The organism is Anatilimnocola aquadivae (assembly GCF_049819085.1).
Lineage (GTDB): Bacteria > Planctomycetota > Planctomycetia > Pirellulales > Pirellulaceae > Anatilimnocola.
Genome location: NZ_CP187419.1, coordinates 5,929,316 through 5,955,469, shown reverse-complemented (window position 1 = coordinate 5,955,469; position 26,154 = coordinate 5,929,316). Strand labels below are relative to the sequence as shown.

Genomic DNA, 26,154 nt, shown 5'->3' with positions numbered 1-26,154 from the left:
GGAAGCCTCAGCCGACCATAGTGTTATCCCGCTATAAGAGCAGGGTGGACACACGGGGCGGACCTTATCGGCCTCCGTGGGCTGACGTATCGGCTCCGGAACATAGTTCCATCGCAACACGAGCATGACAGAGGATTGTCTGCTCGTAATTATCCCCGGACCGCTCCCGGGGACAAGCGGTAGACGGCCAAGTGGTGACTAGGCCGCTCGGCGCAGGGCCGGTGTGACGGATGCAGGTTTTTGCAGGATCAGTTGAATCTCGGTGCAAAGACCAGGAGCCAGTGACCCCGCGCGGCGATTCAATTGCCACCACCAACGCGAGTACTCCAGCGGCCGCAGCACGCCGCCCGAGACCATCCGGAAGCCGCGAGTTTTTTCGATCTTCAGTTCCGGACATTCCTGCTGAATGAACTCGTGGAACGATTGCTTCGACCAGGCTTGCACGTGACCGCGCGGGCGAGCGTTGATCAGTTTGTCGGTAACCGGCACCACGTGTTTGCGAATGAGATGCAAACCGAAGGGAAAAATCGGGACACCCAAAACGATGCGACCGCCAGGGCGCAAGACGCGCTCAATTTCTCGTAGCGCGAGGCCTGGTTCGTGCAAATGTTCGAGCACCTGTTCGCAGACGACCAGGTCGTAGGCACTGTCCTGCAGGCCCGGCAGTCCTTGCGAAAGATCGATGTGGTGCAATTGCCAATCGTCATGCTTGTAGACGAATTCTTTTCCCCGAGGGAAGATATCGACCGCGTGGTAGCGGACGTGTTCGCCACCGGCATGTGATTCGATATAGCGGCGAGTCACGCCATCGTAAGTGCCGATATCGAGCAGGTCGCACTGTTCGCCAGTGGTCTCAAAATGATCTTCCGCCCAGCGGGCACAGTCGACGCCCAACTCGTAGTAGCGGGCCTGACGCAGGCGATAGGTCGGCAAATTGGCTTCCACGCCGAAAGCCATGGTCGAAGCATGTCGTTTGTTCGACATCGTTGCATCCTTCCGCATTTCGCAGGCAGTGGTCGAGACGCGAGCGACATCCCCGGCTGGTGGAAGAGACCAGTGGAGGGGGTATTCTCTGCCCTGAGTCATCGTCACAATCGGTACAAATTGGTGATATAATTTGCTGCTAGCTCGTCTGACTTGTCGAAAAAACTCATCTCGCGACAAACTGCGCGGAACACCGTTGCTGGCGTGGACCACTGCTTATGCCCATTGATGTCACGTGTGCGAACTGCAAGACCCGATTTCAGGTCAGCGAGAAGTTTGCTGGTAAGAAAGGGCCCTGCCCCAAGTGCAAAACGGTGATTACCGTCCCCACCTTGCAAGAGCAGGTGGTCATTCACGCGCCGGAGCCGACTGGCCCGAAGGATTCCAAGGGGCAAGCCGTTCTGGCCCCCTTGGTGCGGAAAGAAGCCAAGCTGTCGCAGATGATGATCATCGTCATCGTGGCCAGCGTGTTCGTGGTGATGTTCGCCGCGTTGATTTTGAGGATTGCCTTTCCCGGCGGTTCAACGCCGCTGGTGATCCTCATCACGGGTTCGGTGCTGCTCGCTCCGCCGCTCGCTTTGGCCGCCTACACGTTTTTGCGAGACGACGAACTGGCTCCCTTCACTCGCAATGAGTTGGCCATGCGGCTCATCGCGCCCTCGGTCGTCTATCCGTTGATCTGGGGCATCTATTGGTTCGTCTTCTGGTATCTGGAGATCAACCCCGCCGGCAATGGCCTGATGCTGGTCTTTGCGATTCCCGTCGTGATTGTGATTGGTGCCATCTGCGCGCAGGCGAGCCTCGAGCTGGAGTTCGGCTCAGCGGCACTCCACTACTGCGTGTATCTCGTCGCGACTGTCGTGCTGCGCTTGATCTTGGGCATGAGCGCTTATTGGCAGGCCGATCCAGCCACGCTGACGAAGCCAGGAACACCAACGAAGAAGGGTGTGCCGGTGAAGAAAGTTAGCCGGCTGCTGGAGAGCCCGATCGAGATTGTCCGAAGCGTTTAGTTGATTCTCGAACCGCGCGAGATTGCGGTTCCGAACTTACTTCTGCTCTTTGAGCGTCATCCAGCTGGCGACGCCGAGAATGATGGCACAGACGATCATGCCGACGTCCATCATGATGCTGGCGCGGCGAAACATCATTGCGGGTAGCGCAAGGTCGAGGATGAACAGGATCGCCACCAAAACGGCGACGACCATCCCCGCGATACAAAGAACCTTAGGCATTCCCGACATCCTCAAAGCTGCAACGCTCATGGCACCACGCCTGTTTGCTACGGCGTCCTAGTATAATTCGAGCAATGGCGGTGTCACCTATGCCCGCCGCTCATTGTCGGCCCTCAAGTTGTCGCCGAAGCCGTTCCCGTTCGCAATGGTCCTACAACCGTGCTAAGCCCAACTGTCCAGAAATTTCGCGACCAGATGCCCATTGCCCGGCGGTTCGCTTATTTCGATCATGCGGCCGTCGGCCCCCTCCCCGAGCCCTCCCGGCGGGCGGTTGCCCAATGGCTGAACGAGGCGGCCGAACTGGGCGACACCGTCTGGCCCAGTTGGAACAGCCAACTGGAGCAGGCCCGGCGTCATACGGCCGACATGATTGGTGCGGAAACCGACGAAGTCGCCCTGATTCCCAACACCACCGCAGGCATCAACTACATCGCCCAGGGCTTTCCCTGGCAGGCAGGGGACAACGTCGTCACCCTGGCCAACGAGTTCCCCTCGAACGCCTATCCCTGGCTAAACCTGCAGGACCAGGGCGTCGAAGCCCGGTTGGTGGAAGTGCCGCAGGGAATTGTCGATTTGAACCGTTTGGAAGCCGCAATTGACGAACGAACCAGGCTCCTGGCGATCAGTTGGGTTGGTTATGCGTCCGGGTATCGGATCGATTTGAATGAGGTCGCCGAATTGTGTCAGCGGAAGAAGATCCTGTTCTTTCTGGATGCCATTCAGGGGCTCGGGGTCTATCCGCTGGATGTTCGCCAGACGAAGGTTGATTTTTTAGCAGCCGATGGCCACAAGTGGCTCCTTGGTCCCGAAGGGGCCGGAGTCATGTTCATCCGACGGGAGCATCTTGCCCTGATCCGGCCGGTTCACGTCGGCTGGAACAGTGTGCAGCGGCCGTTCGACTTCGACCGGATCGCGTTCGACCTAAAGCCGAGTGCCGCTCGCTACGAAGGCGGAGCGCCGAATATGGCGGGGCAGATTGCCTTGGCACAAAGCCTAGGCCTGTTGCGCGAGCTGGGTGTTTCGCCGAGTGCATCGCCGGTGGCGGACGAAATCCTGGCCTTGGCTGAGCATGCTCGCCGAGAACTTGAGCGGTGTGGAGCACGGCTCCTCAGCCCAGAAGTTGCCGGACACGCTTCGGGGATTGTGACGTTCCAAGTGCCGAGTGTCGAGCCAACCGTGGTACGAGAAAGGCTGTTGGCGGCGGACATAGTTGTGAGTTGTCGTGGCGGCGGGGTGCGGATCAGCATTCACGGCTACAATACGCCTGAAGATATTTCGCGTTTGACTCATGTAATCGAATCGTTGCACCACAAGCGATGAACCTATGACCGATCCTAGTGCGGTTGCGGGCAACTACTTTGGTGATGAAGTTGCCGCGCCAACAAGCGTGAACCGTAGCGGTTACGACTTTGTTCGACAGGTGCCGATCGTCGCCATGCTGATGGTCGTGCAAGGCTTGCTCGAAATCTTGCTGGCGATGTTCTACGGCGGGTCTTCGTTCTTTCTGCTGCAGCTGAAAGCAATGCCGCAGGGGGGCGACCCGAAAATGGTGGTTGGCTTGCTCGCGGGCCTGGCTGCACTCGCGGCTGTGATTGGCTTCATGCGAATCGGCTCCGCAATCTTTCTCTACCAATACAAACAGCGGAAGCTAGCTGTGATTACGTTGCTGGCAGGCCTCGCTGTTGTCGGCACTGGCTACTGTGTGCCAACCGCCTTCTGCCTCACCGTCTACGGCCTGGTGGTGCTGTTTGATGAACGCGTCATTGCCGCGTGCGATAAGCCCAGGGCCAGTTAACGCCTGGGTGCGCTTTGCTTCGCCAAGCGGAAGAAAAGACGCTCGACGGCCCAACGGGCGCGGCGCTCGTTGGAGTGGGTCCCTTTGAGGGACAGATCCAGTTCCAAGAGCCAGCGGTAGAGTTGCCCACCGCGAACACGGCCCAGTTGCTTCAAGCGGGCTTCGGCTTTGGCAAGCGTGCCGACGGGCCAGTCTTTGAAGCCAGCCTGCAAGAGCGCATCGCGCAGTTGGATTTTGAAGCCAGCTTTTTCTGACTCGCGATAGATGCGCGTGGCCAGGGCGAAGCGCCGCAGGCCCCAACCTAGCGAACCGGTAATCGCCAGCGGATGTTCGCCGGCTTGCAACACATGATCGAGCTGGGCGAGCGCATCACCCGCATCGCCACCAGCCACGGCATCGCCGAGATCCCACATGCTGCGGGCTTTCCAGCCGCCCACGATGTCCTGCACCATCTCGGGCGTGATCTTTTCGCCGGTTTTCACGAACAGCGAGAGCTTGGCGATGTCTTGCACCAGCACGCCAAAGACCGGACCGGTTAGTTCGAGCAACAGTTTGGCAGCATCGGCGGGCAAGCTGACCTGGTGTGTTGCCTTGGCCCAGTCGGTGAGCCAGCGAGCAATCGCGGAGTCGTCCACGACCTTGTTTTTGCCGACTGTTTTTTGGGGCGGTCGGCAATCGACGACCGTTGCGGTTGCCTCGGCGGCCATCTTGGCCAGGCGTGTATTGCCGGGCCATTCGCTCACTTCGAGCACCAGCACGCCGTGCGATTTGCCCTTGGTGACAAAGTCTTCCAGGCGCTGTCGTTGCTGCGATACGAAAGAATCAGCTTCGCGCAGTTCGACCAGTCTCGCGCCACCACCGCCAAACAGCGAGGCGGTCGCCAATTCATCGATCACGTCGCGCCATTCGGGAGCTTTCTCGCTGCCGTCGTGCTGTGTGATCGGCGTATCGTCATCGCCGCCCGTCATCAGGCCCCGCACATGTTCACGAGCCAACTGCCGCAAGAAAGGCTCATCGCCAAACAGCACGCACAGACCGGTTGCCGGCGGCGCACTGGTTTTGACGAAGTCGAAGATGTGAACGGTTTCAGACATGGTGCTGGTCGAGTAGTTCTCGCTGCCTCAACGCTTGATAGTGGCCTTTCACGTCGTAGTACAGACAGATCAAAAAGAGCATACCAAAAACGGCTGCCGCAGTGCCGACAACTGCGATGCGATCGGCAGATGTCGTGGGGCCTTGGCCAGTCTCGCCTAGCAGTTGCGAGCCGAACAGAATCGAAAACAGTAATCCGAATAGACCGAAGAGGATTGCTGCGCGAAAAAAGACGCGAGTACGAATGGGCAGTCTTGCTCTCGCCGATGATACTTGAAAACGAGACTGCGAGGCCACCGGAACAAGCTCCGCGATGATCGCAGCTGCTTTGGCAGCATCGCATTGCCGCACAAAAATCTGCCACAACGAACCGGCATACCGAACTTCAATCGGAATGTTCTGCTTCTCTAAATAGCGAGCAACCCTTTCGGCCTTCACTCGCTTGCGATTGGCAGCGACCACGACGGGCGAATTTGGCTCCAGTCCATGCTGCAGTGGTCCCGGGGGGGCCAATTCGTCGGATAGCCCTTTCACGCTCTGCAAGCTTTTGAGAATCTCGGCTCGCGTGCGAGGCGCTTTCCCTGTGGAAATCTCCGAGGTATCGGCAACCATGAGCGATGAATTGAGAGTTCGGCCGATTTCGTTGTCGACATCGTCCTTGCTGCCCGGCCACTCCGACTGGCCATACATGGCGAGCAGAAAGCGATAGAGTTTCAATCGCAGACGATCGGTCCAGGCGAATCCCTGACCGCCGGCATGCTCTGAGTCGGCCAATCGCTGTTGCCAGTAATCAAGGAGTTCTTGGCGAGTCGTCATGGCATTGGCCTTCTCCGCTAGAGCTATTCCTGGGGCCGATTCACACGCAAAAGCTGGCCAGCAAGATTTGGTTGCGACTGAATTGCCAAATGAATTCTTGACGCCTGCCCGGAAAAATCTGGATCAAAGGTACAAACGATGATTCCTGCGTGCAGAGGCTGTAGCTGATGTAGCCGAATGAAGTGCTTCCTATTGAGCGTCAAGACAGCCCGATTCAAACTGATCGCAAAAGCCAGAACTTGTTCATCATCAATTGCCTGATCTGCTTTGCCTGCTTCAAGAACCGTGAGCACGTCATGGCCAAGGTTGCGGAGTGCATCAACAACCGGCTTGGGGAAGTTTTCATTCGAATAGAGTAGCGCCACAGCTCAGGCATCCTCGTTGTCGCGAATGGCTTTGTCGATCTCCTCGCGATGAGCCCGAATATACGCCCAGGAATGAACAAGATCCTCAGCCCGTAAGGTGGGATAGCTCCGCAACAGTTCTGCTTCGCTTGTTCCCAACCTACGAGCCTGCTCCAGAATCCAAACGGGAATTCGAGTTCTTACGATGCAAGCTTCACCGCCGCACACGCCAGGGCGACTCTCGATGCCAGGGAAGGCATCGCCGATTTGCGTAATCACCGTCTGCAGAAGCTGAGCCTTCTCTGCCGCGGTCAGGCCAGCCAGCAGAATCTCTGCCTGTTGAAGCGCCGTTGTCACGTCTGGTCTCGATGATGAATGACTTTGTCGAGTAGGCAGATGCCAACTCTTCCAGCCATTATGCACCGCCAGGGGGGAGCGTGTCCAAGCGAGTTTGAACGGCAGCGGCGATCTCTTCCCAGGCTGCCATGCGCCCGGCACCTTGTTGGCGGCAACTGAGCCAGCCCGATTCGGGGTCGATAAACTGCACGCCGTCATCACGCAGGCGTTGCACGTTCCGCTGTACGGCCACGTGGTTCCACATGGCTGTGTTCATCGCGGGAGCCATCAGCACGGGACCGGTGAACGCCAGGTAGAGTGTCGAAAGAAGATCGTCGGCGAGGCCGTGCGCTGCTTTGGCCATGAAGTCGGCCGAAGCTGGGGCGATGATGAGCAACTCGCCACGTTCGGCCAATGAGATATGCGCGCCGAGAGGAAATGCCGGGTCGAACAATTCCCGTGCGACCGGTCTGCCAGCCAAAGCCGCAAGTGCTGCCGAGCCGATGAATTGCTCGGCAGCAGGGGTGGTGACGACGGTCACGCCGATGCCGGCTTGAACCAGCCGACTGACGAGCATCGCTGACTTGTAAGCCGCGACGCCGCCAGTGATACCGACGACGATTTCGCGCTTCGTATTTACGTCAGCCATGTTGGAGTTCCGGCTTTAGCCGGCTTGATGCTCAACAATCAAAAACGCCGGCTGAAGCCGGTACTCCAACAACTGCCGGAATTACAGATCGCCCAGGTCGAGTTCCATGGTCTCGCCGGTGCCTTGAAACTCCGTAGTGCGGAGATTGTTCGAGGCATCGAGGTAGATCTTGTCTTGCTTGATTTCCTCGAGCACGATTTGCATCTTGTCTTGGATGTTCTTGTCGACGAGCGCGTGCCCGCCCTTGTTGAGCTGCACCATCCGCTTTTGGATCAACGTGGAGAGTTTAAAGCGGCCGCCAACCTTGTTCACAATTCCTTCTTCGCGCAAGTCATCAAGCATTCGTTCAAGCTCCCAATTGCAACAAGATTTCACAAATCTGGCGTACGGACTGATCGACGTCGTCGTTCAAAATCTGATAGCGGTAGTGGTTCTGGTAGGCGAGTTCGTGGCGGGCAACTTCCAGCCGACGACGAATGGCGTCGTCGCTGTCAGTATTACGAGTTCGCAGCCGGCGTTCCAATTCGTCGATGCCACCGCTGTGGATGAAGATGGTTGTCGTGTCTGGATAACGCTCCAGCACCGATCGCATCCCGTCCACGTCTATCTCCAAGATTACCCACTTCCCGGCCTCAAGGCCAGCGGCAACTTGACTTTGCAGCGTGCCGTACCAGTCGCCGCGGCCGAAAACTTCTTTACATTCCAGGAACTCTCCTGCCCGGCGGCGACGATCAAACTCGTCCGGTGGCAGAAAAAAGTAGTCCTGGCCGTGCACTTCACCGGCCCGTGGCGACCGCGTGGTGGCCGACACACTCAAGGCGAGCGGTGCCCGACAGTCGGTAAGCAATTTGCGGACGACCGTCGACTTGCCGGCTCCTGAAGGGCCGGAAATGACGATCATCTGGCCGGTTTTGACAGCCTGACTGCTCGCGGATTGGGGCTTAAGATTCATTGCGACGGGCACTAGTTACTCGATATTTTGAATCATCTCGCGGACGCGTTCGATGGCCGTTTTGATCTCGATCACGTGGTGAGCGATCTGAGAATCGTTGGCTTTGCTGCCAATGGTGTTCGTTTCGCGGAACATTTCCTGGGTCAGAAAGTCGAGCTTGCGGCCGCCGGCTTCTTCGACTTGCATGGCCGTCTCGAATTGTTCCAGATGGCTCTTCAGCCGGACGATCTCTTCCGAGATATCGCTTCGCTCGCTAAAGATGCCAATCTCGCGGACGACATCAGCGGGCTCAATTCGGGTTCCCATCTCGGCCAGCAGCTTGTTCAGTTTTTCGACAATGCGCGTGCGAAAAGCATCGATGACGAGCGGAGCGCGCAGCTCGATTTGCTGCAATTCTCGCAGGATCAACGCGCAATTGGCGCGCATGTCGATCGCCATCGTCGCGCCCTCTTCGGCCCGCATCGCGGCGAACTGAGTGACGGCTTCCTTGACGGCAGCTTCGATGATGGGCCAGTGAGATTCCACCAGGGCCCAATCGGCGACGGGCTCGCAAACGACGCCCGGCAATTGCAACAGCGAATCGGCCCGCACACCGTCAACAGCGACGCCCTCTTTGGCCAGCGCGGCCAGTTGGCGCATGTAGCCGGCAATCACAACCGAATTCAAGCGATAATCGTCGGCAGACGCCTGACGATCGACTCGCAGCGACAACTGCACGGTGCCTCTGCGGACTTGCTGACGAACGACGGCTTCGACCTGTGATTCGAGGGCGGCGTAGCCTTCGCTGGCGCGAAAGTTCAGTTTGAAGTAGCGGTTATTGACGCTGCGCACCTCTACCGCCACGGACAATCCGTCCTGATGCCGGTGTGCTTCGCCATGCCCCGTCATGCTCGATAACAAGGCTGCCGCTCCCCAAGAAAGAATCAAAGGGCCAGAGCTGAAAAGCCCTGGCCCACGGTGAAAAACTGAGTGACGTTGGATCGTGGCAACGAGTTCGCGAGAACTCGTTGCGACAGCTATTTCTTCTCTTCGTCGGTTTTGGCAGGCTCGGCTTTTGGAGCTTCGGTTTTCGGAGCTTCCGTGGCTGGCGTTTCCGATTTGGCCGGCGGGGCTTCGCTCTTGGGAGCGTCAGCGGGTGTGGCTGGTGGGTCGGCCTTGGGAGTCTCTGGAGCCTTTGTTTCCGGAGTCGTTGTTTCCGGAGTCTTCGTGTCCGGCGTAGTAGTCTTGTCGTCCGGCTTCACAGCGGGAGTTTCACCACCTGGGATGACCGCACCCTTGTCGTCGGTCTTGAGGTCGGGGGTATCGATTCCCTTCGCTGGGGTCGTGGTGCCCGATGATTTGGCCAATTTGCCGACGTGCAGAACACGCAGAGCGCCCATCGACATCACAATCCACAGCAGGGCAGTGACGACGGTGATCTTGGTGAAAACGTCGCCAGCCTTAGTGCCGAATGCGCTTTGACCACCCATACCACCCAACGCACCCGTCAAACCACCACCGCGACCTCGTTGGACGAGGATCAACAGGGTGAGGAAGATGCTCAGCAAGCTGATCGGAACAATGAACAGCCAGTGCATCGGCTCAAGGGCCAGCAGCAACGGCATTTGAAAGTTTACCAACATTGCATCTCCCTAATTTCGTGCGAGATAAACACTCTCGCGTTGTTGGCCAGCGGTCTTAACCCTGCGCGCCCTTGATGATCGCCGTAAAGCCATCTGCCTTCAGCGAAGCACCGCCGACGAGTGCGCCGTCGATGTTCTTTTGCGAAAGCAGTGTGGAGGCGTTTTCGGCGTTCACACTACCACCGTATTGAATCCGCACCGCTTCGGCGACTGGGGCAGTATAACGCGACGACAGCAGCGAGCGTAGGTCAGCATGCACCTCTTCCGCTTGCTCGGGAGTCGCGACCACGCCGGTGCCAATCGCCCAAATAGGTTCGTAAGCAATGACCAGCTTGAGGACTTGCTCGCCCGTCAAACCGGCCAGCGAACCTTCGACCTGTTCGCGAACAATCGCTTGAGTCTTATTTGCCTTGCGTTCGTCCAGTGTTTCGCCGACGCAGACAATCGGGGTGAGACCAGCAGCGAGGGCCGCGACGACCTTCTTGTTGACGTCTTGATTGGTCTCGTGGAACAGTTGGCGGCGTTCGCTATGACCGAGAATCACATACTTACAGCCAATGTCCATGAGCATCGCGGGGGAGACTTCGCCCGTGAAAGCTCCCTTGGCTTCGTGGTGGCAATTTTGCGCACCCAGGCCGATCGCGGAACCCTTAATGGCTCCCGCAATGGCATCCAGGTAAACGGCTGGCGGGCAAATGGCGACTTCGACCGCGTTTTCGGTGCCCACGGCCTTAGCCAGGGCGGCAGCCAACTCTAGCCCCTGGGCCGAGTTGAGGTTCATCTTCCAGTTGCCAGCGATAAATTTGCGTCTCATGCGGCGGACTCCGGCACGGTCGAAATGGTCTTACCAAACAGTTCGGCCAACTTACGAATTTGAACGACAAGCTCTGCATACTGCCGCGGGAGGAGAGCCTGCGGACCGTCGGACTTTGCCCGCTCGGGGCAATCGTGAACTTCGATGTGGACGCCATCGGCACCCACGGCGACACCAGCCAGAGCACACGGCGGAATCAGGTCGGGCCGGCCCGTGGCATGGCTGGGGTCGACAATGATCGGCAAGTGCGACAAACCCTTTACAACGGCCACGGCGGCGACGTCGTACAGGTTGCGAGTGACTTTATCAAAGCCCTTTACGCCACGCTCGCAGAGCACGACCTGGCTGTTGCCTTGCGACAGGATGTATTCGGCGCTCATCAGCAAATCTTCGATCGTGGCGCTCATGCCTCGCTTCAGCAGCACGGGCTTGCGCGTCTTCCCCACTTCGGTGAGCAACACGAAGTTCTGCATGTTGCGGGCGCCGATCTGAATCATGTCGGCGTATTTTTCGACGACTTCCACGCAGCGCGGATCCATCACCTCGGTGACGATCGGCATACCGTGGGCATCACCGGCTTCGCGGAGAATTTTCAAGCCTTCTTCGCCCGAGCCTTGAAAGGCATAAGGACTGGTGCGGGGCTTGTAGGCACCACCGCGATAGATGTTCGCGCCGGCCTTTTTGACCGCAGCAGCGATATTCATCATCCGTTCGGGCTCTTCGACGGCACAAGGGCCGGCGATCATCGCCAAATTGCCGCCACCGATTTTCACACCGGCTACATCAACGATGCTGGCCTGCGGATGGGCTTCGCGGCTAGCCAATTTGTAAGGAGGTAGCACGGGAATGACGTCCATGACACCGGGAATGGCCCGCAGTGGTTCAGCACCGATTTTTTGCTCGTCGCCGATTACACCAATGATGGTGCGGTAGGTGCCACGGCTAAGGTGGGCCTTCATGCCGAGCGCTTCGACGCGCTCGATGACATGCTGAATCTGGTCTTCGGTGACTTCTGACTTGAGAATGATGATCACGGCGGTCACCGACGTTTGAACGAGAGGAAAATGGCGGAACAGGACGATCCAGCAGCGATTGTGGGCACACGCAGGCGGGAACGAACCCGCCCCAAATGAACGCTCGCCAAAACAGCGTCGCTAAGAAGGCTGGAGCCCCGCCGGCCCGAGCAGACAATAGACGACGCGCGGAACGCGTCAGAATTAGCGACAATCTTGGAGTGACGAACTGGCGGTACCGTGTACTGGGTAGCAAGTACCGTACTAGGTGCTGGGCATCTAGGTACCAGGCATCAGCTTATTGCGGCGGGCGCGGCGTTCGGCCCGTAGACGCGACCTGCGGCGAACTTCGCTTGGCTTTTCGTAATACTCGCGGCGGCGCATTTCCTTCTTGATACCGCTACGCTCGACCAACTTGCGGAATCGGCGGACTGCCTCCTGAATGCTTTCTCGGTCGCGAACAACAAGCTTAACCATCGTGCCTCCAGAACGAACTCGCCATAGCCACAGACTCCCTCAACGGAATAAAAAGTGGGAAGCTCGAAAGCTTACCTGATAACAGCCGGGCCTGTCCAGGCACGCTAGCCGCTAGCGGGGAGATTTTTCTGCATTACGGCGAATACCAAAGTCGGAAGGTGCGTTTTTGCTGGCGGCCAGAAGGGTTCTTTCGTTTCCTTATCCCCGACATTTCGGACAGATTTGCTGGTACCGACGGATGCCGACTTTGGTCTGCTTGACCACCATTGGGGTGCCACAGTCGGGGCAATAGTCATCGCCCGAGAGATGCCCGCCCTTGTCCACGGTTCCCTGACACTTCGCGCACAAGTCCTGGTCGGGGAACAGTTCCAGGCGTTCGGCGGGAATGGCGGTGCCGCAGTTCGCACAGGGCTTACCGGCTCCCCACTCGTCCTCGCCCGGGTCGACTGCTTCGGCCGTGAATCCCGGGCGATTACAGCTAGGGCAGCGGAGGTCGGGCTTTTTCACCCGAGCCAGTTCCAGCATCAGGTCCAGGTCGGCATTCTCTTCCCGGCGGATCATGCCCAGTCCGCGCAGCTGGCTATCGAGCTCGGCGACGGTGCGATCTTCGCGCCAATCGCAGTAAGGACAGAACCAGCGGATGATGGAGCGGGGAGAGGCCATGGGAATAGTCGGTGCAAAAATCGGTGCCAAGTTCGAGTTCAGTCGATGTCGTCGCTGCCCATTCTAGCGATCATGACGCGTGAGCGTGAACCGTGGCACGGAACGAGGAAGACACCACTAGGACGACAGCCTGACGCTGTTGCAAAAATCACCCTGAAACTTGCCATTGGCGAATAGTGGCCAACGCTTTCTACGGGCTTCGACGATTGCCAGCACTCTTCAAAAGACAGCCATGAACTCACTTGAACTGACAACGACCCCGAAACCAGCCTCATGCATTGCGCCGTTCAATACGGTCCCAATCAAGGAACTGCATCGGTTGATTGCCGATATTCGCCGCAGCCGAGCCTGCTTCGAACTGGCCGATGAAGCGACGGCTGAGCCCGAATCGAACGAGGCGGTCGAAGGTTGCGATCCGCGCGACTAGGCCGGTCGAGGCGATGTAATCGCGATGTCGACAGGATTTTTGAAATATCTGATTGACAATAAGTTGTCACTCTGTCCTAATAACGGGATGCTCCTTCAAAGTTTGGTGGTTCAGGGTGACAGCCGCGTTGCGCTGCTAGGGGCTTGCTCACGCATTGACGCAGCGGATTTCTGGGAACTGAGCAAGGAGCCGGCCAACGCGGGCCTGTCCAACAATCGGGCCGATTGGTGGACAAATGGAGTAGGTGCGAGGATTGAATGAGTAGGCGCAAGTGCCTGTCTCGCAGCGGTTTCCGCCAAAAAATGAAAACCAGTGCCTGTCCAATAACCCCACAGATTCTTGGACATTTACGGGCTATGGTTTTCTATAGGTATGTCCTTCACCGCCGAAAATGCCCTTTGCAGACTTCTTATGCCGTCCGAAACCGAAGTGAATCGCCGGCAGACGCTTCGCCATCGGGCTTCGCTCGTGCTGGAAGTGCAGCCTCTTAGTGCCGATCAGGGGCCGCTTGGCGATCCGCTGCACGCGGTCAGCATTGACCTGTCGCAAAGTGGTCTCTGTTTCTGTTGCGATCGCCCGCTGTTGACCGACCTGGTGATGGTTCGCATTCAGAGTGCCGGGCAGGATCACGAAGTGCAATTGCTGGCCCGCCGCATTCGCTGCCGGCGTAGTGGTCCGCTGTTCGAAATCGCGATCCAGTTTCTCGAAAAAGTCGGGTAGGGCGATTCAACGGGCTGCCGGCCATTATTGGGTTGCGTATTGCCGCAAAAGAGTGGTTAAACTAAGCTTTGCTTGGTGTTTCCCCTCCCCAGCCTGGACTTCCTTCCATGTCCTTTCGATTGCGCAGGTCCGCCGCGTTTACGCTGGTTGAGCTCTTGGTGGTGATTGCCATTATTGGCGTCTTGGTGGCGTTGCTACTGCCCGCTGTGCAGGCCGCGCGTGAAGCTGCCCGCCGCACGCATTGCAAGAACAACCTCAAGCAGATCGCCATCGCCATTCACAACTATCACGATACGCACTTGTATCTGCCGCCAGGGTACATCTCGAGCAATCCGGGCGTCGCTGGCTCGACTAGCTGGTGCCGGACGGGCGGGGTGCAACGGGCACCTTGGACCGTGCTGATTCTGCCTTATAGCGAACAGTCGGCGCAGCACTCGAAGTTCAATTTCAACATCGTCTTTCAAGACACCAGCAATCAGATGGATGCCGTCAACGGCGCGGTGGTGGTGCCGATGAAAATGTATCAGTGCCCGTCCGATATTCGCCTGCAGCAAAACAAGATCTGGAACAGTTACTTCGGCGTGCAAGGTGGCGGTGCTGCTCCTGACTGCGGCAACTCCAGCTGCAGCGCGGCGAACGAGCGCGGCATGTATGTGACGGGCATGTTGTACGGCGGTTCGAAACTCGGTTTTCGCAATGCCACCGATGGCACGGCGAACGTGTTTCTCGTCGGCGAATCTCGCTACGGCAGCGCTGCCTGGGCCGCGAGCGCCAAGCAAGACAGCTGCGCTTATGCTCGCAACCTGGCCGGTGCTCAGGACGCGATCAACCTTTTCAAGACGCAGGGCGTACACGACACGCGTGGCTTCAGCAGCTTTCATCCCGGCGGCGCTGGGTTCACCATGCTCGATGGTTCGGTCCACTTCATCTCGCAGAACATCGACCTGGCTGCGTATCGTCAGCTGGGTCAACGCGAAGATGCCCTGCCTACGGGAGGTTTCACTCAGTGAGTTGTTCCGGCATGAAATATATGCTTCTGATGTTGAGCTTGGTTGTCGGGGCAGTTGGCTTCGCCGGCTGCGGACCGACGCTGGAAGGCCCGACGCGCTATCCGGTTTCCGGCAAGGTGACCTTCAACGGCCAGCCCGTGCCGAAGGGGACGATCATCTTGGAGCCCGATATCGAGCGAGGAAACTCGGGACCCGGCGGCGGGGCTGAAATTGTGAACGGCCAGTACGACACCAAGCTCGAAGCGGGTGTTGTCGGCGGAGCCTACAAGGTTCGCATCAACGGGACCGATGGCGTACCCGTCACCGAGTCTGGCGAGACGCTGGCCGAGGGTAAGCCGCTGTTTCCGACGTACGAAACGGTCGTCGAGTTTGCGAAAGAAAAGACGGTCAAAGATTTTGAAGTCGGTCAGCCTGCCAAGTAACGCGAGGTAGTCCGAAGGCGTTACACTGGCAGTCATGGAGATGAATCTCGATCATTTTTCGGAAGCCGAGTTGATCGATCTCAATCGTCGCATTGTGGAACGACTGAGGTTCCTGCAACAGGCTCGAGCGCACGTGAGCATGCTGAAGTTCGCGATTGGCGAACGCGTGGCGTTTGATGTCGACGGCATTACCTATCGCGGCGTGATCACTCGTTACAACAAAAAGTCAGTTTCGCTGCACACTGCCGATGGTCGGCGCTGGAACGTGTCGCCTTCGCTGCTGCGAGTCGACGATGTCGTCGATTCCACCGCGACTCAATCTGCCGACGTGCTACGTCTACCCTCGAAATAGTGCGCGGTCCGACCTATGCCTGGTAAGCAATCGCGCTCACTCCGTCGGACGCTGAGATTTCTGCGGGCCACCATTGTGGGCGGCCTGTTTGTGCTGGTGCCCGTGGTGCTGGTTTGTGTGGTGTTGGGGCATGCTGCGCAGTTTGCTTACGAGTTGATTCATCCGCTCGTGCAGTGGCTGCCCGTGAAGTCGATCAGCGGAGTTTCGCTGTCGTTTCTGTTGGGAATCGCAGCCCTGGTGCTCATTTGCTTCTTCGCTGGTCTGTTGGCGCGGACGGCCGTTTCGCAGTGGTTTGTGGGGACGCTTGAGCAACTGATCCTGTCATTTGTCCCCAGCTATGGCCTGATGAAGAGCATGGGGCAAGGCTGGATCGGCGTCTCGACGGAAGAGCCACATCAGGCGGTGATGGTGCGGTTGGACGATGCTTCTCAACTAGGGTTTGTCATGGACACGCTGGCCGATGGACGCTGCGTCGTCTTCATTCCCGACGTGCCGACGCCCTGGTCGGGTTCGTTGCTGTTTGTCGAACCGGCGCGGATTGAACCCCTCGCCATCACGACGAAGCAGGCCATCGAATGCTTGCGACGACTGGGTGCGAATTCCAGCAAGGTCCTTAATGAAGCGAGGGCCTTGGCCGGCGAGCCAGCAAGTCGACCTGCTTGAGGAGCGACGGCAGGCGATAGTCGCCGGCCATGTTCTTGATCCAGTTGGCTGCCCGATTGGCTTCGACGCCCGCGGCTGTAATGTACAGCGGCGATTCGCTCCGCCCCCGCAGAACTTGCACGGCCTGAGCAGATTGGTAGTGCGTCTTGGCCACGCCAATCACGGGCGTCTGCTGTTGCAGGGCATCCCATAGGTGACGGCCCAGTCCAGGGTGCTGCCCTAGCATTACGTAACCGTCGATCACGATGGTGCTGACCCGTTCGCGAATTGCCGCGAGCACTGCCAGCAGGCAAGGAAGCTCGCGCTGAAAGAATTGGCCGGGAACGTACGGGGCCACTTGCTCGCAAGGCACTGCGTACTCGGCCCAGGCGTGGGTAGCGTCCCATTCCTCAAAGACGACCGCCGCTGCTTGAGCAGTAGCCTGACGGTCGTCGTATTGCACATCGAGCGCTGCGATCATGAGCTATCCGACACCTAGGAAAGGCCGAAGGTTCGGGCGGCGAACCCTGCGACCAGCGTTCTAGCGTAGCAGAGGCGCGATCTGCTGTTTTTGCTGGACACTCTCTGGGTGAGCGGCTAGGTTATCGCCCGGCGTTGAGTGTGAATGCGGTCGCTGCGGGAACTGCTGAATGTCACTCGTCGTTACCTGCCAATGTGGTCAATCGTTCTCTGCCCCGCTGCAACTTGCCGGCCAGACACTGGCTTGCCCGAAGTGTACGCGTCCGCTGATGGTGCCGTTGCCACGGCCCGCGACTGGGCCGGACGAGTATGTGCTGCAACGGCCGGCTGCTGTCGTTCAGCCTGCCTATCACCCGGCTTCGGCCAGTTCGCTGCCGATTACTTCGGGTGGACTGAGCACGAATGTAAAGGTCGCCCTTGGAGCGGCTGCCGCGTGCTTGATTCTGCTGAGTGTGATTTGCGGTGTGGGCGCAATCTTGTTTGTGGGGGGCAGGCCGGCGAATCAGCCACCGAACCTTGGTCCCGCGCAATTCGGCCAGATGCCGCAGCCCGCATTTCCTCCGCGGCCGACGTTTCCGCCCGCGCCTCCGCCACCAGTCGTTGGTGCCCCGCCGAGCAATCCAATAGCCAGTGCGTTGCCAGGCGGAGTTACCTTTACGAGGCCGGGTTACTTTGCCGTGGCCGCGCCGCTCGGCTGGACCTGGACCGAAAGCCCGGAGAAGAAATTTGCCGGCATGCCCGGGCGGATGTTCATCGCCCAACCGCCAAATAGAAATGCCGAATTCAAGGTGCGCCAGGTCGATATTCCCCGGGCTGACAACGAACAGAGACTGGGTGTGGTGGAAGGCCTGTCCGCCCAGTTGGAAAATATGGCTAAGCAAGTGAATGGGACGAACCTGGCCGTCAGCGGATTATCGAATCGCGGTAAGATTCCCGACTCGTTCGATTTCAGCTTTTCATTTCAGCTCGGCCGTTCGCGGGTGACCGGCGGCGGGCGAGTGATCTTTGGCAACAAACGCATGAGCATGCTGACCTACACGTCGGACAATTCGCACACGACGCAAACACTCCGGGCGGCGGCCAGCACGTATCACGAATGGTAAGGGGCCTGGCATGCAATTCCGACTTCGCACGTTGTTCATTCTGATGGCCATCGTGTGTGTGTACTGCGCGGTGCTCAACCTGCCGCCTCCCATCGCGATTCCGCTATTCTGTTCCATCGGCTGGATCTCGCCCGCGTACTGGGTGACGGGCGTTGTCTACGCGCGAGGTGCGACGCGAGCCTTCTTTATTGGCGGTATTTCTGGCGGAGCAGTCCCGCTGGTGGCGCTCGTTTTCGTCAGCATTGTGATGATCTTTGATGGGCCGTGGCGCTGGGGACGCAGTATGAATGGCTGGGGAGAACAGCAGCTCTTCAACCTGTTGTTTTCGCTCCTCGCCTTGGCGCCAGTCGCTCTCGCCTTTGCGAGTGCCTGGATCGCCTATGCTGTTTACCATTCGCTGCAAACAACCGAAGCGGCTGTGAAGTCGCCCATTGATGCTCCCCTGCCGACCCACGAAGAATCTGCGCAGTTGAAGTCACTTCAGGAAAATGCATGAACACTCTGCTCCGCCTCGCTGCCGTTTGCTATTTCGCTTTTGTTACTGGGACGACCTTGGCATTCGCGCAGGAAGAACCAGCCAAAGGCAAGCTGATTTTTTTGGGCGTCGCCTATGACGAAGCGCCGCCGCAGGGGCAAACGGTCGATCACTACAACTACGCGCCCGACAACTTTGCGAACCTCTTCAAGGCTCAGGCAAAAGATCTGTTCAGCGAGATCAAGGTCGATACGCTCAAAGGTGGCTCGGCTACTCGCGCCGCGGTCGCGGGCAAGTTGCGCGGCCTGCAAAAGGTTGCCAAGGCCGAAGACACTGTGTTTCTCTACTGGGGAACGCACGGCGGCAGCGATCGGCGAGGCTGGGCCGCGAACTTGCCCGGCGGCGGCAATGTGCTCGGCACCGAGATCAAAACCGAACTCGGCAAGCTTCCGTGTTCCGCGATTGTCGTCATCAGCACCTGCGGCTCGGGTGGCTTTGTCTACTCGGGTCCGCAGCAGATGGACTTGCCGCCGAATGTCGCGGCTTTGTGTGCCTGCCGTCGCCAGCAAGGGACGAATAACGAACTGGATGTCTCGCTGCTCGAAGCGCTCGCCGGCTTTGGCGACCGCAATCGCGATGGGCAAGTGACGATTCGCGAAGCGCTCGAGTATGTTCCTGGTCGCTACAACTCCATCACCCGCGATTATGAGAAAACTGCTGACTTGCAGCCAGTGACGGGCCACGGCAACGACGTGCTGTTACGACGTCCGCTCACCAAAACGGCCGACACGCACGTCGCCGTGGAATATCAGGGCAAGTGGTACGGCGCGACGATCCTGGAGCGGCAAGCTGACAGCGTGAAGGTTCGGTACCTGGGCTGGGACTGGTCGAACCCGCGCGGCACCTACGCCTTCGCCGACGAGACGGTCAGCTTGGAACGAGTCAATTTTCCCGACAGCGGCCGCGCTGCTGCTGAAGTCGAGTGGAACGGAACCTGGTATCCCGCGAAAGTTCTTGCTCGCTCGAATGAAGGCATCCGCATTCACTACGTCGGCTATCCCAGCACCGACGACGAAACGGTTCCCCCCAGTCGCATTCGCTTCCCGTTTATCACTCGCGTTGAGGGTCAAGGACCACGAGCGGAAGCGAAAGGGCCACGCAAGAAGTAACCTTCTTCCAAAGGTGGCACGGGTAGTACTCTACCCGTGTTCTCCCATGTCTTATGAATTAGCCTTCGCCGCTGTTACGGGAACATGTACATAGCCCGACGCAGCCCTCTCGGAGTTCTGTGTGTCGACACGATCCGAGCTTGACAATCAAGAAGCACACCATTCGGGGCTGCTCAGTGATCGACACAAAATGGCTAGAACTCCGAGTTCGGTTGCTCTTGGCCCGGTCGCAAGAATGGCCAGCAATCACGGGTAGGGTACTACTCGTGCCACCTACGAATGCGCTTATCGCAACTCGGGAACATCGTCGCCAACAGTAGTGGGCGTGGTTAAGGGGCGGGTGAAGCGGATGGCCCAGTGGTCGCTGAGGTTGCCGAGGCGCCAGCTGCCGAACATGCTTCCTTCGCCGTCGTAGTTGCCCAGGTACTGAACCTGATGCTGGCCGATGTACTGCTTGATCATGGCCACCGTGCCAGCTTCCGAAATCGTCCCGTGGAAGGTGAATGGCCCGACGACATCCCAGCCGGAACCGGTGACCTTGCCGGCAACAATCCGCAGCTTCAGTTCCTCCATCGCCTGTCGACCAAGTCCAATCTCATCCCACCAGCCTTCGCAGGGCAGGGCGGCAGTCGATGGCGAGTTTTTTCTGTCGGCCATTGGACTGATCGCCCGTCAGAGGTGAATCAAGCGCGCGTTCATTTTGCTCAACCTCCCGCAAACCCGAAAGGGCCGCTATGGTTCAATGGATCACGGAAAATATTATAACAATGTATTGACTTAGTGTCAAGTAGTTTTTAATGTTTGTGAGGGCCGAAGGCTGAGGCGATTTGGCTTGGTCGGGCCTGGTGCGCTGCGAAGCGGGAAGTTCGTTCGACGGTGCCAGGTGCGGAACGATGACCCCACCTGATCGGGGCCTGTTCAGACCGCGGTGTGAACAGGGGCGAGCGTGGTTATCAAACGGTTATCGGGAAACGAGTGATATTGGGGCTGCCGTGATCGCAACCGACGAGAGCAGAGAAGGTTAGGGCGACGTTTGCCGTTTGCTGAAGGGCGCGAAAGGTTATCAAAAACGGATTGTCACAAGGGCTGAACGAGGACTGTTCAGCAGAGGGAAGCCAGGGTGAGCGACCCTTGGAAGGGAATCGAAGCTGGGCTTGGCCGCCAGGGGGGAGGAGAATCGGCAGACGAGAAGTTTTGCCGCCACCAAAGACCGAGTCCCCTGTTCGGGGCCTGTTCAGGCTGCGGAGTGAAATGGAGCGAGAGTGGTCATCAAACGGTTATCGGGAAACGGGTGATTTTGGGGCGATTACCGTTGCAAAGAACTGGAGCGGAACGGGTTAGGGCGAATGGTTGAACGCAAGTTTTCGCGCAAAAAGTTATCAAAAGCGGGGCATCAAAAGGGATGCGGGGGACTGTTCAACATGGCGGAGCGGGTTGGTAGAAGCGGCGGGCAGCGCGATCCTGTCCGGGGAGTTTCGACTGCTCGAGGCTGGTCGGCGGGTGAAGCGGTGGCCAGTGAACGGGCCGGCGAACCACGAGCAGGGAGAATTTGCGTCGCCAGCAAGTGGTTATCAGCGTTTGCCTGGGAACTTGGATTTCGTAAACGTAAGTCGCTTGTCGGCTGACGGTTCGAGCGATTGGTTATCGCGGAAGAAAGGCCGAAAAAGTTATCAGAAGTGGTTATCAGAGGCTGGGTGCAACAGTCCGAGTGCAATGTTTCGGGTGATTCAGCAAACAGGATGAGAAACCGATGGGGAGCGGCAGTCGAAATCGACGTAAGTCGCAACGTGTGGAACGGGTGGGGTGTTCACAAACCGGGAGGGTTGGCGAACACTCAGGCGCGCCGCACCCGAGAGATATGGCAGGTCGGGTTAACCAGCCAGGGCGGTTTGTGAACACAGTTTTTTCCGAGCAGAGGGCCAGCTTGAAGACTTACGTCGAATGGATAGTCGGCCGGCAACAAGTGTACTCACGCTGTTCCGGCGCCGGGGCGGTTGCGTGGCGAGCATTGCTAGCGTCGAGCAGTTGTTCAATCTCTGTCCTTCGCCTTGACCGATTTTACGCAGCCTCCTATAGTCCCGCCGCCGCTGAATCGCTGCAGGCCGTTTTCTTGAATGTTTTTGCCGCGATTTGGAGGAAAATTCTGCCTAGCAGACCCAGTTTGCTCGGCTGGCAAGTAGAGCCAGTCGCTGCTGCCAACCGACGCCCCACAATGGATTGAGGGAGAATGTTCATGACAGGTAAGGACACTAATCGGCCGGCTGCTCGCACTCGCCGCCGCCAGTTTTTTGCTGCACTGACCAGCGCCGGCCTGTTTGCCGCTGCCCTGCTTGGTGTCGACGGCTTGAATCAACAGGCAGCCGCTCAAACTGCACGTCCGGCAGCGGCCCCCGCTCAAAATCGTTATCAGGCTCCGGGAAATCAGCCTGCCACTTCGCAGCGCGTGGTGCCTGCCCAGCAAGTGCCAAACAATCAGATTGCTCCCAAGCCAACGGGCGCGGGTCAACCTACGCAAACAGCGATTCGCCCGAATCCAACGCAGTTGCAAGTGATGGCTGTCGTCAACGGCGAGCAAATCAGCCAGGCCGACCTGGGCAAAGAATGCTTGTGGCGGTTCGGTAAGGAAGTGCTCGAAGGCATGGTCAATCGCCAGCTGATTGCCGAGGCTTGCCAGCAGAAGAAGATCGTCATTACGAACGCCGACATCGAAGGCGAAATCGATCGCATCGCCGGCAAGTTCGGTCTGCCTCGTGATCGCTGGATGCAGTTGCTGCATGAAGAACGGGGGTACAGCGAAGGCCAGTACAAGCGAGAAATCGTGTGGCCGATGCTCGCCCTGCGCAAGCTTTCGGCCGAGCAAACCGAAGTGACCCATGATGAGTTGCAAAAGGCCTTTGACTCGGAATTTGGTCCGAAGGTAAAGGCCCTGCTGATTGTGCACAGCCAAAAGCAATTGGCCGATCAACTGCACGCGGCGGCCACTGCCAAGCCCGAGACCTTCCGCGAGCTCTCGAAGCAGCACAGCGACGATCCGGGTGTGGCGTCGGGCTATGGTGTGATTCCGCCGATTCGCCGCCACCTGGGCGATGCGAATCTCGAGCAAATCGCCTTCAGCTTGCAGCCGGGGCAAATTTCGCCCGTCATTCAGGTCGCCGACAAGTACTACATTTTGAAGTGCGAAGAGCAGATTGAACGTCGCATCATTCCACCCGAACGTCAGGCCGAATTCGAAGAAAAGCTGAAGGAGCGGATCCGCGAAAGCAAGTTGCGAGGCGTGGCTGCTGGCTTCTTCGAGACGATGGCGCAGAGCGCCAAGATCGTCAACATTTACAACAACCCGGAGTTGGAAAAGCAGATGCCGGGTGTGGTCGCGACCGTCAACGGCCGCCCGATCACCACGCAGCAATTGACCGACGAGTGCCTCTCGCGCTACGGTCAGGAAGTGCTCGAAGGAGAAATCAGCCGCAAGGTGCTGACTCAGGAATTGAACAAGAAGAAGATGTCGATCTCGCAGGCCGATCTCGACGCCGAAGTGTCTCGCGCCGCTGATATGTACGGCATGACCAAACCCGACGGTACTCCGGACGTCGATCGTTGGCTCAAGCATGTGACCGAGCAAGACAAGGCCCCGCGAGAGCTGTACATTCGCGATGCGGTGTGGCCATCGGTGGCGCTGAAGAAGATCGTCGGCAACACGGTCGCGATCACGGAAGACGACCTGCAAAAGGCCTACGAATCGAACTACGGCGAACGAGTCGAAGTGTTAGCGATTGTGCTCGGCGATCAACGCCAGGCTCAACGCGTGTGGCAGATGGCCCGCGATAACGCGACGGATTCGTTCTTCGCGAATCTCGCCGGCGAGTACTCGGTCGAGCCTTCGTCGCGAGCCAATGGTGGCAAGGTGCCGCCGATCCAAAAGAACAGCGGAGCTCCCGAACTTGAGAAGGCCGCCTTCAGCTTGCAAGCGGGTGGACTCTCGGGCATCATCGCGGTGAATGATCAGTTCATCATCTTGCGATGCCTCGGTCGCACTCGCCCGGTCGCCGTCGACCCCCAGGATGCTCGCAAGGAACTGACGAAGGATCTGCAGGAAAAGAAGCTGCGGATGAAGATGAGCAGTGAGTTCGATCGCCTGCTGAAGACTTCGCAAATCGACAACTACGTGGCGGGCACTTCGCAATCGGGCCGTGAAGCGGTGAACTTCGGCGGTGCACCTGGCGCGGGTCGTGCTCCTCAGCGAACCTCGGCCGTGGCTCCTGCCGGTGGCCCTGGTGCTGCCCGTGCGCCCGGCGGAGTAACTCCTGCTGCCGGTACGATGTCTCGCCCTGTCGGACAATCGACCACTCGCTAGACCTCAACCTAGCTAGATCAACCTCTTCGAACCGCAGGCCCAAACGCCTGCGGTTTTTTCGTGGCTGCGTGTGCTGTTGGGGGAAGTTGATTCCGATTCGTGCAACGTGGGAGCACGACGAGTTAGCACTGCAGGTGTAGCCTGATGCCAACCCAGATCATTGGCCGGGCATTGTCGATTCACCAGCCGCGGGAGTGCTGCGGCTATCACAGGCAAGATGCCTAGGCAGTGACTAGCCCAGATCGACGGCGACGATCGAGATGCCGTGCTGGTTGGCGAGACGGACGACTTCGTCCTGGTCGAGAACAATGGTTCGGCCGGCTTCGATAGCGAGCAGCTTGCCACGAGCCGCCGCAAGCGTTTCGATGGTGCCGATGCCGATGGTCGGAACATCGAACCGCATGTCTTGCTGCGGCTTGGCGACCTTCACGACGGCGAAGCCACCTTGGCGGCAGAGCTGGCCCGCGCGGCGAATGCACTCGTCGGTTCCTTCGACCGCTTCGACGGCAATCACGGCCTGACCTTTAACGGCCACGCTTTGACCGACATCGTGACGCCCCAGGTCCTTGGCAATTCGCCAACCGAAGGCAATGTCTTCCTGCTCAAACTTGCTGGGCTGCCGCTTGGTGAGCACGCCGGCCGAAACGAGCAGTTGGGGAGCGAAGTCGGTTGCAGGAGCCATGTGAATTCCATCCTTGGCGAACTCGTCGACGATGATGCCCAGCAGGGTGTCGTCTTTGCGGTCGCGACTGCGGGTGAAGTACGCTGGCACAAAGGCGAGCACCGTGCGCAGATCGGGCACGAGCGAGAGCCAGCCAAACCGGCTGTACAGAACCTTGTGCTTGTGGATCTTTCCCGCGAGGGTTGCTTTGCTCACGCCCAGGCGATTGAAGTGCCGGATGGCACCGCCCAAGCGGGCGACGCCGAACTGGCGGTAGGAATCGCAGATCGTCTTGAGTTGCGGATCGGCATGACCACTGATGGCAATGCAGTGGACTGTCTTTCCTTGAGCCTTCAGGGCTTCGGCAATGACGATTGGATAGCGTCCCCAGGCCGCAATCAGGCCGATCGAGTTCGATGGGGAAGTGGTCATGGCGATTCAGTTCAGTTATGCGGCGTCAGCCTGAGCACCACCGGGCAAGCGAGCTTGCAGAGCTTCGAGCTGGCGTTGCATGTGCGTGATCTGTTGGCGAAGTCCAGGCAGCCGATGTACGGCGACGATGCAGCTGAGCTGATGTCGCTCGTCCGTGGCTGGAATGCCCAGTACATGCGAACCAGCGGCCACGTCGTTCATCACGCCCGACTTGGCACCGATGGTCGAATGATCGCCGACGCTCACGTGATCTCGCAAGCCAGCCTGACCGGCCATCACTACGTAGTCGCCAGTCGAACTGCTGCCTGCTAAACCGCATTGTGAGCAAATGAGGTTATGTGCACCAATGCGGCAATTGTGGGCAATTTGTACCTGATTATCGAGCTTGGTGCCGTCGCCAATTGTGGTCGGGCCATAGGTGCCACGATCGATGCATGTGCAAGCGCCGACGTCGACATCGCAGCCCAGTTCGACCCAGCCCAGCTGTGCCGAAAGGACGTGTTGCCCGCTGGTGCTGTTGTAGCCAAAGCCATGGGCACCGAGGATCGCACCCGCATGAATGTTGCAGCGGTCGCCGACGACCGTGTTTTCGTACAGCACCGCGTTTGGGTAAATCGTGACTCCCGCGCCAATGCGGCTTCCTTCGAGAATCCGCACGCCCGAGTGAATGGTAGTTCCTTCGCCGATATCGACGTCTTCGCCGATGTAAGCGAGCGGATGAATCTCGACGCCCGCCGAAAGGCGCGCGGAAGCTGAGATCGAAGCCGAAGGGCTGATGCCAATGCTCTTCCGCGTGCGTTGCGGGCGGAAGCATTGCACCACGGTCGCAAACGCAGCGTGTACGTTCGGCACACTGATGTGTGGCACATCGTGCGGCGTGTAATCGAGCGGCACGATCACGGCGGCAGCCTGGCTGGCAGCCAGCTGCTTCGCCAGTTTGGGGTTGTCGGCAAGTGTGATTTCGCCCGGTCGCGCAGCCACCAAGGTAGCGGCACCGGTAATCAGCATCTCTTCGTCGCCGTGCAGCGTTCCCTGCACCAAGTCGGCAATCGCGGAGAGTGTGAGGTTCATTGGAATCCTTTCCCCTCAGGCATTTAGCGGCAACATCCCGTCAGCCGCTC

At 58.6% G+C, this 26,154-nt stretch carries 32 protein-coding genes; 13 read left to right on the top strand and 19 right to left on the bottom strand.

Annotation, left to right across the window (positions count from 1 at the left end; genetic code table 11):
- Positions 1 to 198 precede the first annotated feature (198 nt).
- Entirely contained in the window at positions 199 to 984 is a 786-nt protein-coding gene (locus NA78x_RS23390) for a class I SAM-dependent methyltransferase (RefSeq protein WP_425614802.1), read from the bottom strand.
- A gap of 218 nt (positions 985 to 1,202) precedes the next feature.
- Here NA78x_RS23390 and NA78x_RS23385 point away from each other — a divergent pair, with 218 nt between their 5' ends.
- The gene (locus NA78x_RS23385) at positions 1,203 to 1,994 is read left to right on the top strand and encodes a hypothetical protein (RefSeq protein WP_425614801.1); all 792 of its coding nucleotides are present in this window, start codon (positions 1,203 to 1,205) and stop codon (positions 1,992 to 1,994) included.
- 36 nt (positions 1,995 to 2,030) lie between these two features.
- Here NA78x_RS23385 and NA78x_RS23380 read toward each other — a convergent pair whose 3' ends face one another.
- The gene (locus NA78x_RS23380; protein ID WP_425614800.1) at positions 2,031 to 2,216 is read right to left on the bottom strand and encodes a hypothetical protein; all 186 of its coding nucleotides are present in this window, start codon (positions 2,214 to 2,216) and stop codon (positions 2,031 to 2,033) included.
- 195 nt (positions 2,217 to 2,411) lie between these two features.
- Here NA78x_RS23380 and NA78x_RS23375 point away from each other — a divergent pair, with 195 nt between their 5' ends.
- On the top strand, positions 2,412 to 3,536 hold the full coding sequence (locus NA78x_RS23375) for an aminotransferase class V-fold PLP-dependent enzyme (RefSeq protein WP_425614799.1): 1,125 nt from the start codon (positions 2,412 to 2,414) through the stop codon (positions 3,534 to 3,536).
- A 4-nt stretch (positions 3,537 to 3,540) separates the two neighbouring features.
- A complete protein-coding gene (locus NA78x_RS23370) occupies positions 3,541 to 4,011 on the top strand; it encodes a hypothetical protein (RefSeq protein ID WP_425614798.1) in 471 nt (156 codons plus the stop codon).
- Here the strand turns inward: NA78x_RS23370 and holA are convergent.
- The 13 genes from holA to NA78x_RS23305 form a co-directional block, all read right to left on the bottom strand.
- Positions 4,008 to 5,105 carry a DNA polymerase III subunit delta gene (holA, locus tag NA78x_RS23365; protein ID WP_425614797.1) on the bottom strand — a complete coding sequence of 366 codons (1,098 nt, stop codon included), beginning with the start codon at positions 5,103 to 5,105 and terminating at the stop codon, positions 4,008 to 4,010. The two genes, NA78x_RS23370 and holA, sit on opposite strands and share 4 nt — an antisense overlap.
- Complete coding sequence (locus NA78x_RS23360) at positions 5,098 to 5,919, bottom strand: hypothetical protein (protein WP_425614796.1); 822 nt, start codon at positions 5,917 to 5,919, stop codon at positions 5,098 to 5,100. Before NA78x_RS23360 ends, holA begins: the two co-directional genes overlap by 8 nt.
- A 23-nt stretch (positions 5,920 to 5,942) precedes the next feature.
- On the bottom strand, positions 5,943 to 6,284 hold the full coding sequence (locus tag NA78x_RS23355) for a DUF5615 family PIN-like protein (protein ID WP_425614795.1): 342 nt from the start codon (positions 6,282 to 6,284) through the stop codon (positions 5,943 to 5,945).
- Positions 6,285 to 6,287: 3 nt separating this feature from the next.
- Positions 6,288 to 6,620 (bottom strand): DUF433 domain-containing protein, encoded by a 333-nt coding sequence (locus NA78x_RS23350; protein WP_425614794.1) that lies wholly within the window; start codon positions 6,618 to 6,620, stop codon positions 6,288 to 6,290.
- 58 nt (positions 6,621 to 6,678) lie between these two features.
- A complete protein-coding gene (locus tag NA78x_RS23345) occupies positions 6,679 to 7,248 on the bottom strand; it encodes a flavoprotein (protein ID WP_425614793.1) in 570 nt (189 codons plus the stop codon).
- An 81-nt stretch (positions 7,249 to 7,329) separates the two neighbouring features.
- A complete protein-coding gene (rpoZ, locus tag NA78x_RS23340; protein ID WP_425614792.1) occupies positions 7,330 to 7,590 on the bottom strand; it encodes a DNA-directed RNA polymerase subunit omega in 261 nt (86 codons plus the stop codon).
- A 4-nt stretch (positions 7,591 to 7,594) separates the two neighbouring features.
- Positions 7,595 to 8,200, bottom strand: coding sequence for a guanylate kinase (gmk, locus tag NA78x_RS23335; RefSeq protein WP_425614791.1), 606 nt, complete (start codon positions 8,198 to 8,200; stop codon positions 7,595 to 7,597).
- Between the two features lie 15 nt (positions 8,201 to 8,215).
- The gene (locus tag NA78x_RS23330; protein ID WP_425614790.1) at positions 8,216 to 9,100 is read right to left on the bottom strand and encodes a YicC/YloC family endoribonuclease; all 885 of its coding nucleotides are present in this window, start codon (positions 9,098 to 9,100) and stop codon (positions 8,216 to 8,218) included.
- 116 nt (positions 9,101 to 9,216) lie between these two features.
- Positions 9,217 to 9,822 (bottom strand): preprotein translocase subunit SecG, encoded by a 606-nt coding sequence (gene secG, locus NA78x_RS23325; RefSeq protein ID WP_425614789.1) that lies wholly within the window; start codon positions 9,820 to 9,822, stop codon positions 9,217 to 9,219.
- A 55-nt stretch (positions 9,823 to 9,877) separates the two neighbouring features.
- A complete protein-coding gene (gene tpiA, locus NA78x_RS23320) occupies positions 9,878 to 10,636 on the bottom strand; it encodes a triose-phosphate isomerase (protein ID WP_425614788.1) in 759 nt (252 codons plus the stop codon).
- Positions 10,633 to 11,670 carry a 3-deoxy-7-phosphoheptulonate synthase gene (aroF, locus tag NA78x_RS23315; RefSeq protein ID WP_425614787.1) on the bottom strand — a complete coding sequence of 346 codons (1,038 nt, stop codon included), beginning with the start codon at positions 11,668 to 11,670 and terminating at the stop codon, positions 10,633 to 10,635. The genes tpiA and aroF overlap by 4 nt, the downstream gene beginning before the upstream one ends.
- A gap of 258 nt (positions 11,671 to 11,928) precedes the next feature.
- Complete coding sequence (rpsU, locus tag NA78x_RS23310) at positions 11,929 to 12,126, bottom strand: 30S ribosomal protein S21 (RefSeq protein WP_425614786.1); 198 nt, start codon at positions 12,124 to 12,126, stop codon at positions 11,929 to 11,931.
- Positions 12,127 to 12,324: 198 nt separating this feature from the next.
- Complete coding sequence (locus tag NA78x_RS23305) at positions 12,325 to 12,789, bottom strand: TraR/DksA C4-type zinc finger protein (RefSeq protein ID WP_425614785.1); 465 nt, start codon at positions 12,787 to 12,789, stop codon at positions 12,325 to 12,327.
- Between the two features lie 232 nt (positions 12,790 to 13,021).
- On the opposite strand from NA78x_RS23305, the gene NA78x_RS23300 reads away from it, so the two are divergent.
- The 6 genes from NA78x_RS23300 (at position 13,022) to NA78x_RS23275 (ending at position 16,383) form a co-directional block, all read left to right on the top strand.
- Positions 13,022 to 13,216, top strand: coding sequence for a hypothetical protein (locus NA78x_RS23300; protein ID WP_425614784.1), 195 nt, complete (start codon positions 13,022 to 13,024; stop codon positions 13,214 to 13,216).
- Positions 13,217 to 13,627: 411 nt separating this feature from the next.
- Entirely contained in the window at positions 13,628 to 13,936 is a 309-nt protein-coding gene (locus NA78x_RS23295) for a PilZ domain-containing protein (RefSeq protein WP_425614783.1), read from the top strand.
- A gap of 107 nt (positions 13,937 to 14,043) precedes the next feature.
- Positions 14,044 to 14,946 (top strand): DUF1559 domain-containing protein, encoded by a 903-nt coding sequence (locus NA78x_RS23290; protein ID WP_425614782.1) that lies wholly within the window; start codon positions 14,044 to 14,046, stop codon positions 14,944 to 14,946.
- An 11-nt stretch (positions 14,947 to 14,957) separates the two neighbouring features.
- Positions 14,958 to 15,368 carry a hypothetical protein gene (locus NA78x_RS23285; RefSeq protein WP_425614781.1) on the top strand — a complete coding sequence of 137 codons (411 nt, stop codon included), beginning with the start codon at positions 14,958 to 14,960 and terminating at the stop codon, positions 15,366 to 15,368.
- 40 nt (positions 15,369 to 15,408) lie between these two features.
- Complete coding sequence (locus NA78x_RS23280) at positions 15,409 to 15,720, top strand: hypothetical protein (RefSeq protein WP_425614780.1); 312 nt, start codon at positions 15,409 to 15,411, stop codon at positions 15,718 to 15,720.
- 15 nt (positions 15,721 to 15,735) lie between these two features.
- Positions 15,736 to 16,383 carry a DUF502 domain-containing protein gene (locus NA78x_RS23275; protein WP_425614779.1) on the top strand — a complete coding sequence of 216 codons (648 nt, stop codon included), beginning with the start codon at positions 15,736 to 15,738 and terminating at the stop codon, positions 16,381 to 16,383.
- On the opposite strand, the gene NA78x_RS23270 is transcribed toward NA78x_RS23275, so the two are convergent.
- Positions 16,334 to 16,843 (bottom strand): endonuclease V, encoded by a 510-nt coding sequence (locus tag NA78x_RS23270; RefSeq protein WP_425614778.1) that lies wholly within the window; start codon positions 16,841 to 16,843, stop codon positions 16,334 to 16,336. The two genes, NA78x_RS23275 and NA78x_RS23270, sit on opposite strands and share 50 nt — an antisense overlap.
- A 169-nt stretch (positions 16,844 to 17,012) precedes the next feature.
- On the opposite strand from NA78x_RS23270, the gene NA78x_RS23265 reads away from it, so the two are divergent.
- From NA78x_RS23265 to NA78x_RS23255, 3 genes are read left to right on the top strand one after another with little or no spacing between them, the layout of a single operon-like run.
- A complete protein-coding gene (locus tag NA78x_RS23265; RefSeq protein ID WP_425614777.1) occupies positions 17,013 to 17,945 on the top strand; it encodes a hypothetical protein in 933 nt (310 codons plus the stop codon).
- 10 nt (positions 17,946 to 17,955) lie between these two features.
- A complete protein-coding gene (locus tag NA78x_RS23260) occupies positions 17,956 to 18,441 on the top strand; it encodes a hypothetical protein (protein ID WP_425614776.1) in 486 nt (161 codons plus the stop codon).
- Entirely contained in the window at positions 18,438 to 19,589 is a 1,152-nt protein-coding gene (locus NA78x_RS23255; RefSeq protein WP_425614775.1) for a hypothetical protein, read from the top strand. Before NA78x_RS23260 ends, NA78x_RS23255 begins: the two co-directional genes overlap by 4 nt.
- 285 nt (positions 19,590 to 19,874) lie before the next feature.
- On the opposite strand, the gene NA78x_RS23250 is transcribed toward NA78x_RS23255, so the two are convergent.
- Complete coding sequence (locus NA78x_RS23250; RefSeq protein WP_425614774.1) at positions 19,875 to 20,246, bottom strand: hypothetical protein; 372 nt, start codon at positions 20,244 to 20,246, stop codon at positions 19,875 to 19,877.
- Between the two features lie 1,576 nt (positions 20,247 to 21,822).
- Between NA78x_RS23250 and NA78x_RS23245 the strand changes: the two genes are divergently transcribed.
- Complete coding sequence (locus NA78x_RS23245; RefSeq protein WP_425614773.1) at positions 21,823 to 23,940, top strand: peptidylprolyl isomerase; 2,118 nt, start codon at positions 21,823 to 21,825, stop codon at positions 23,938 to 23,940.
- A 232-nt stretch (positions 23,941 to 24,172) separates the two neighbouring features.
- On the opposite strand, the gene NA78x_RS23240 is transcribed toward NA78x_RS23245, so the two are convergent.
- A complete protein-coding gene (locus tag NA78x_RS23240; protein ID WP_425614772.1) occupies positions 24,173 to 25,033 on the bottom strand; it encodes an LpxI family protein in 861 nt (286 codons plus the stop codon).
- 15 nt (positions 25,034 to 25,048) lie between these two features.
- Positions 25,049 to 26,104, bottom strand: coding sequence for a UDP-3-O-(3-hydroxymyristoyl)glucosamine N-acyltransferase (gene lpxD / locus NA78x_RS23235; protein WP_425614771.1), 1,056 nt, complete (start codon positions 26,102 to 26,104; stop codon positions 25,049 to 25,051).
- Positions 26,105 to 26,154: the final 50 nt, after the last annotated feature.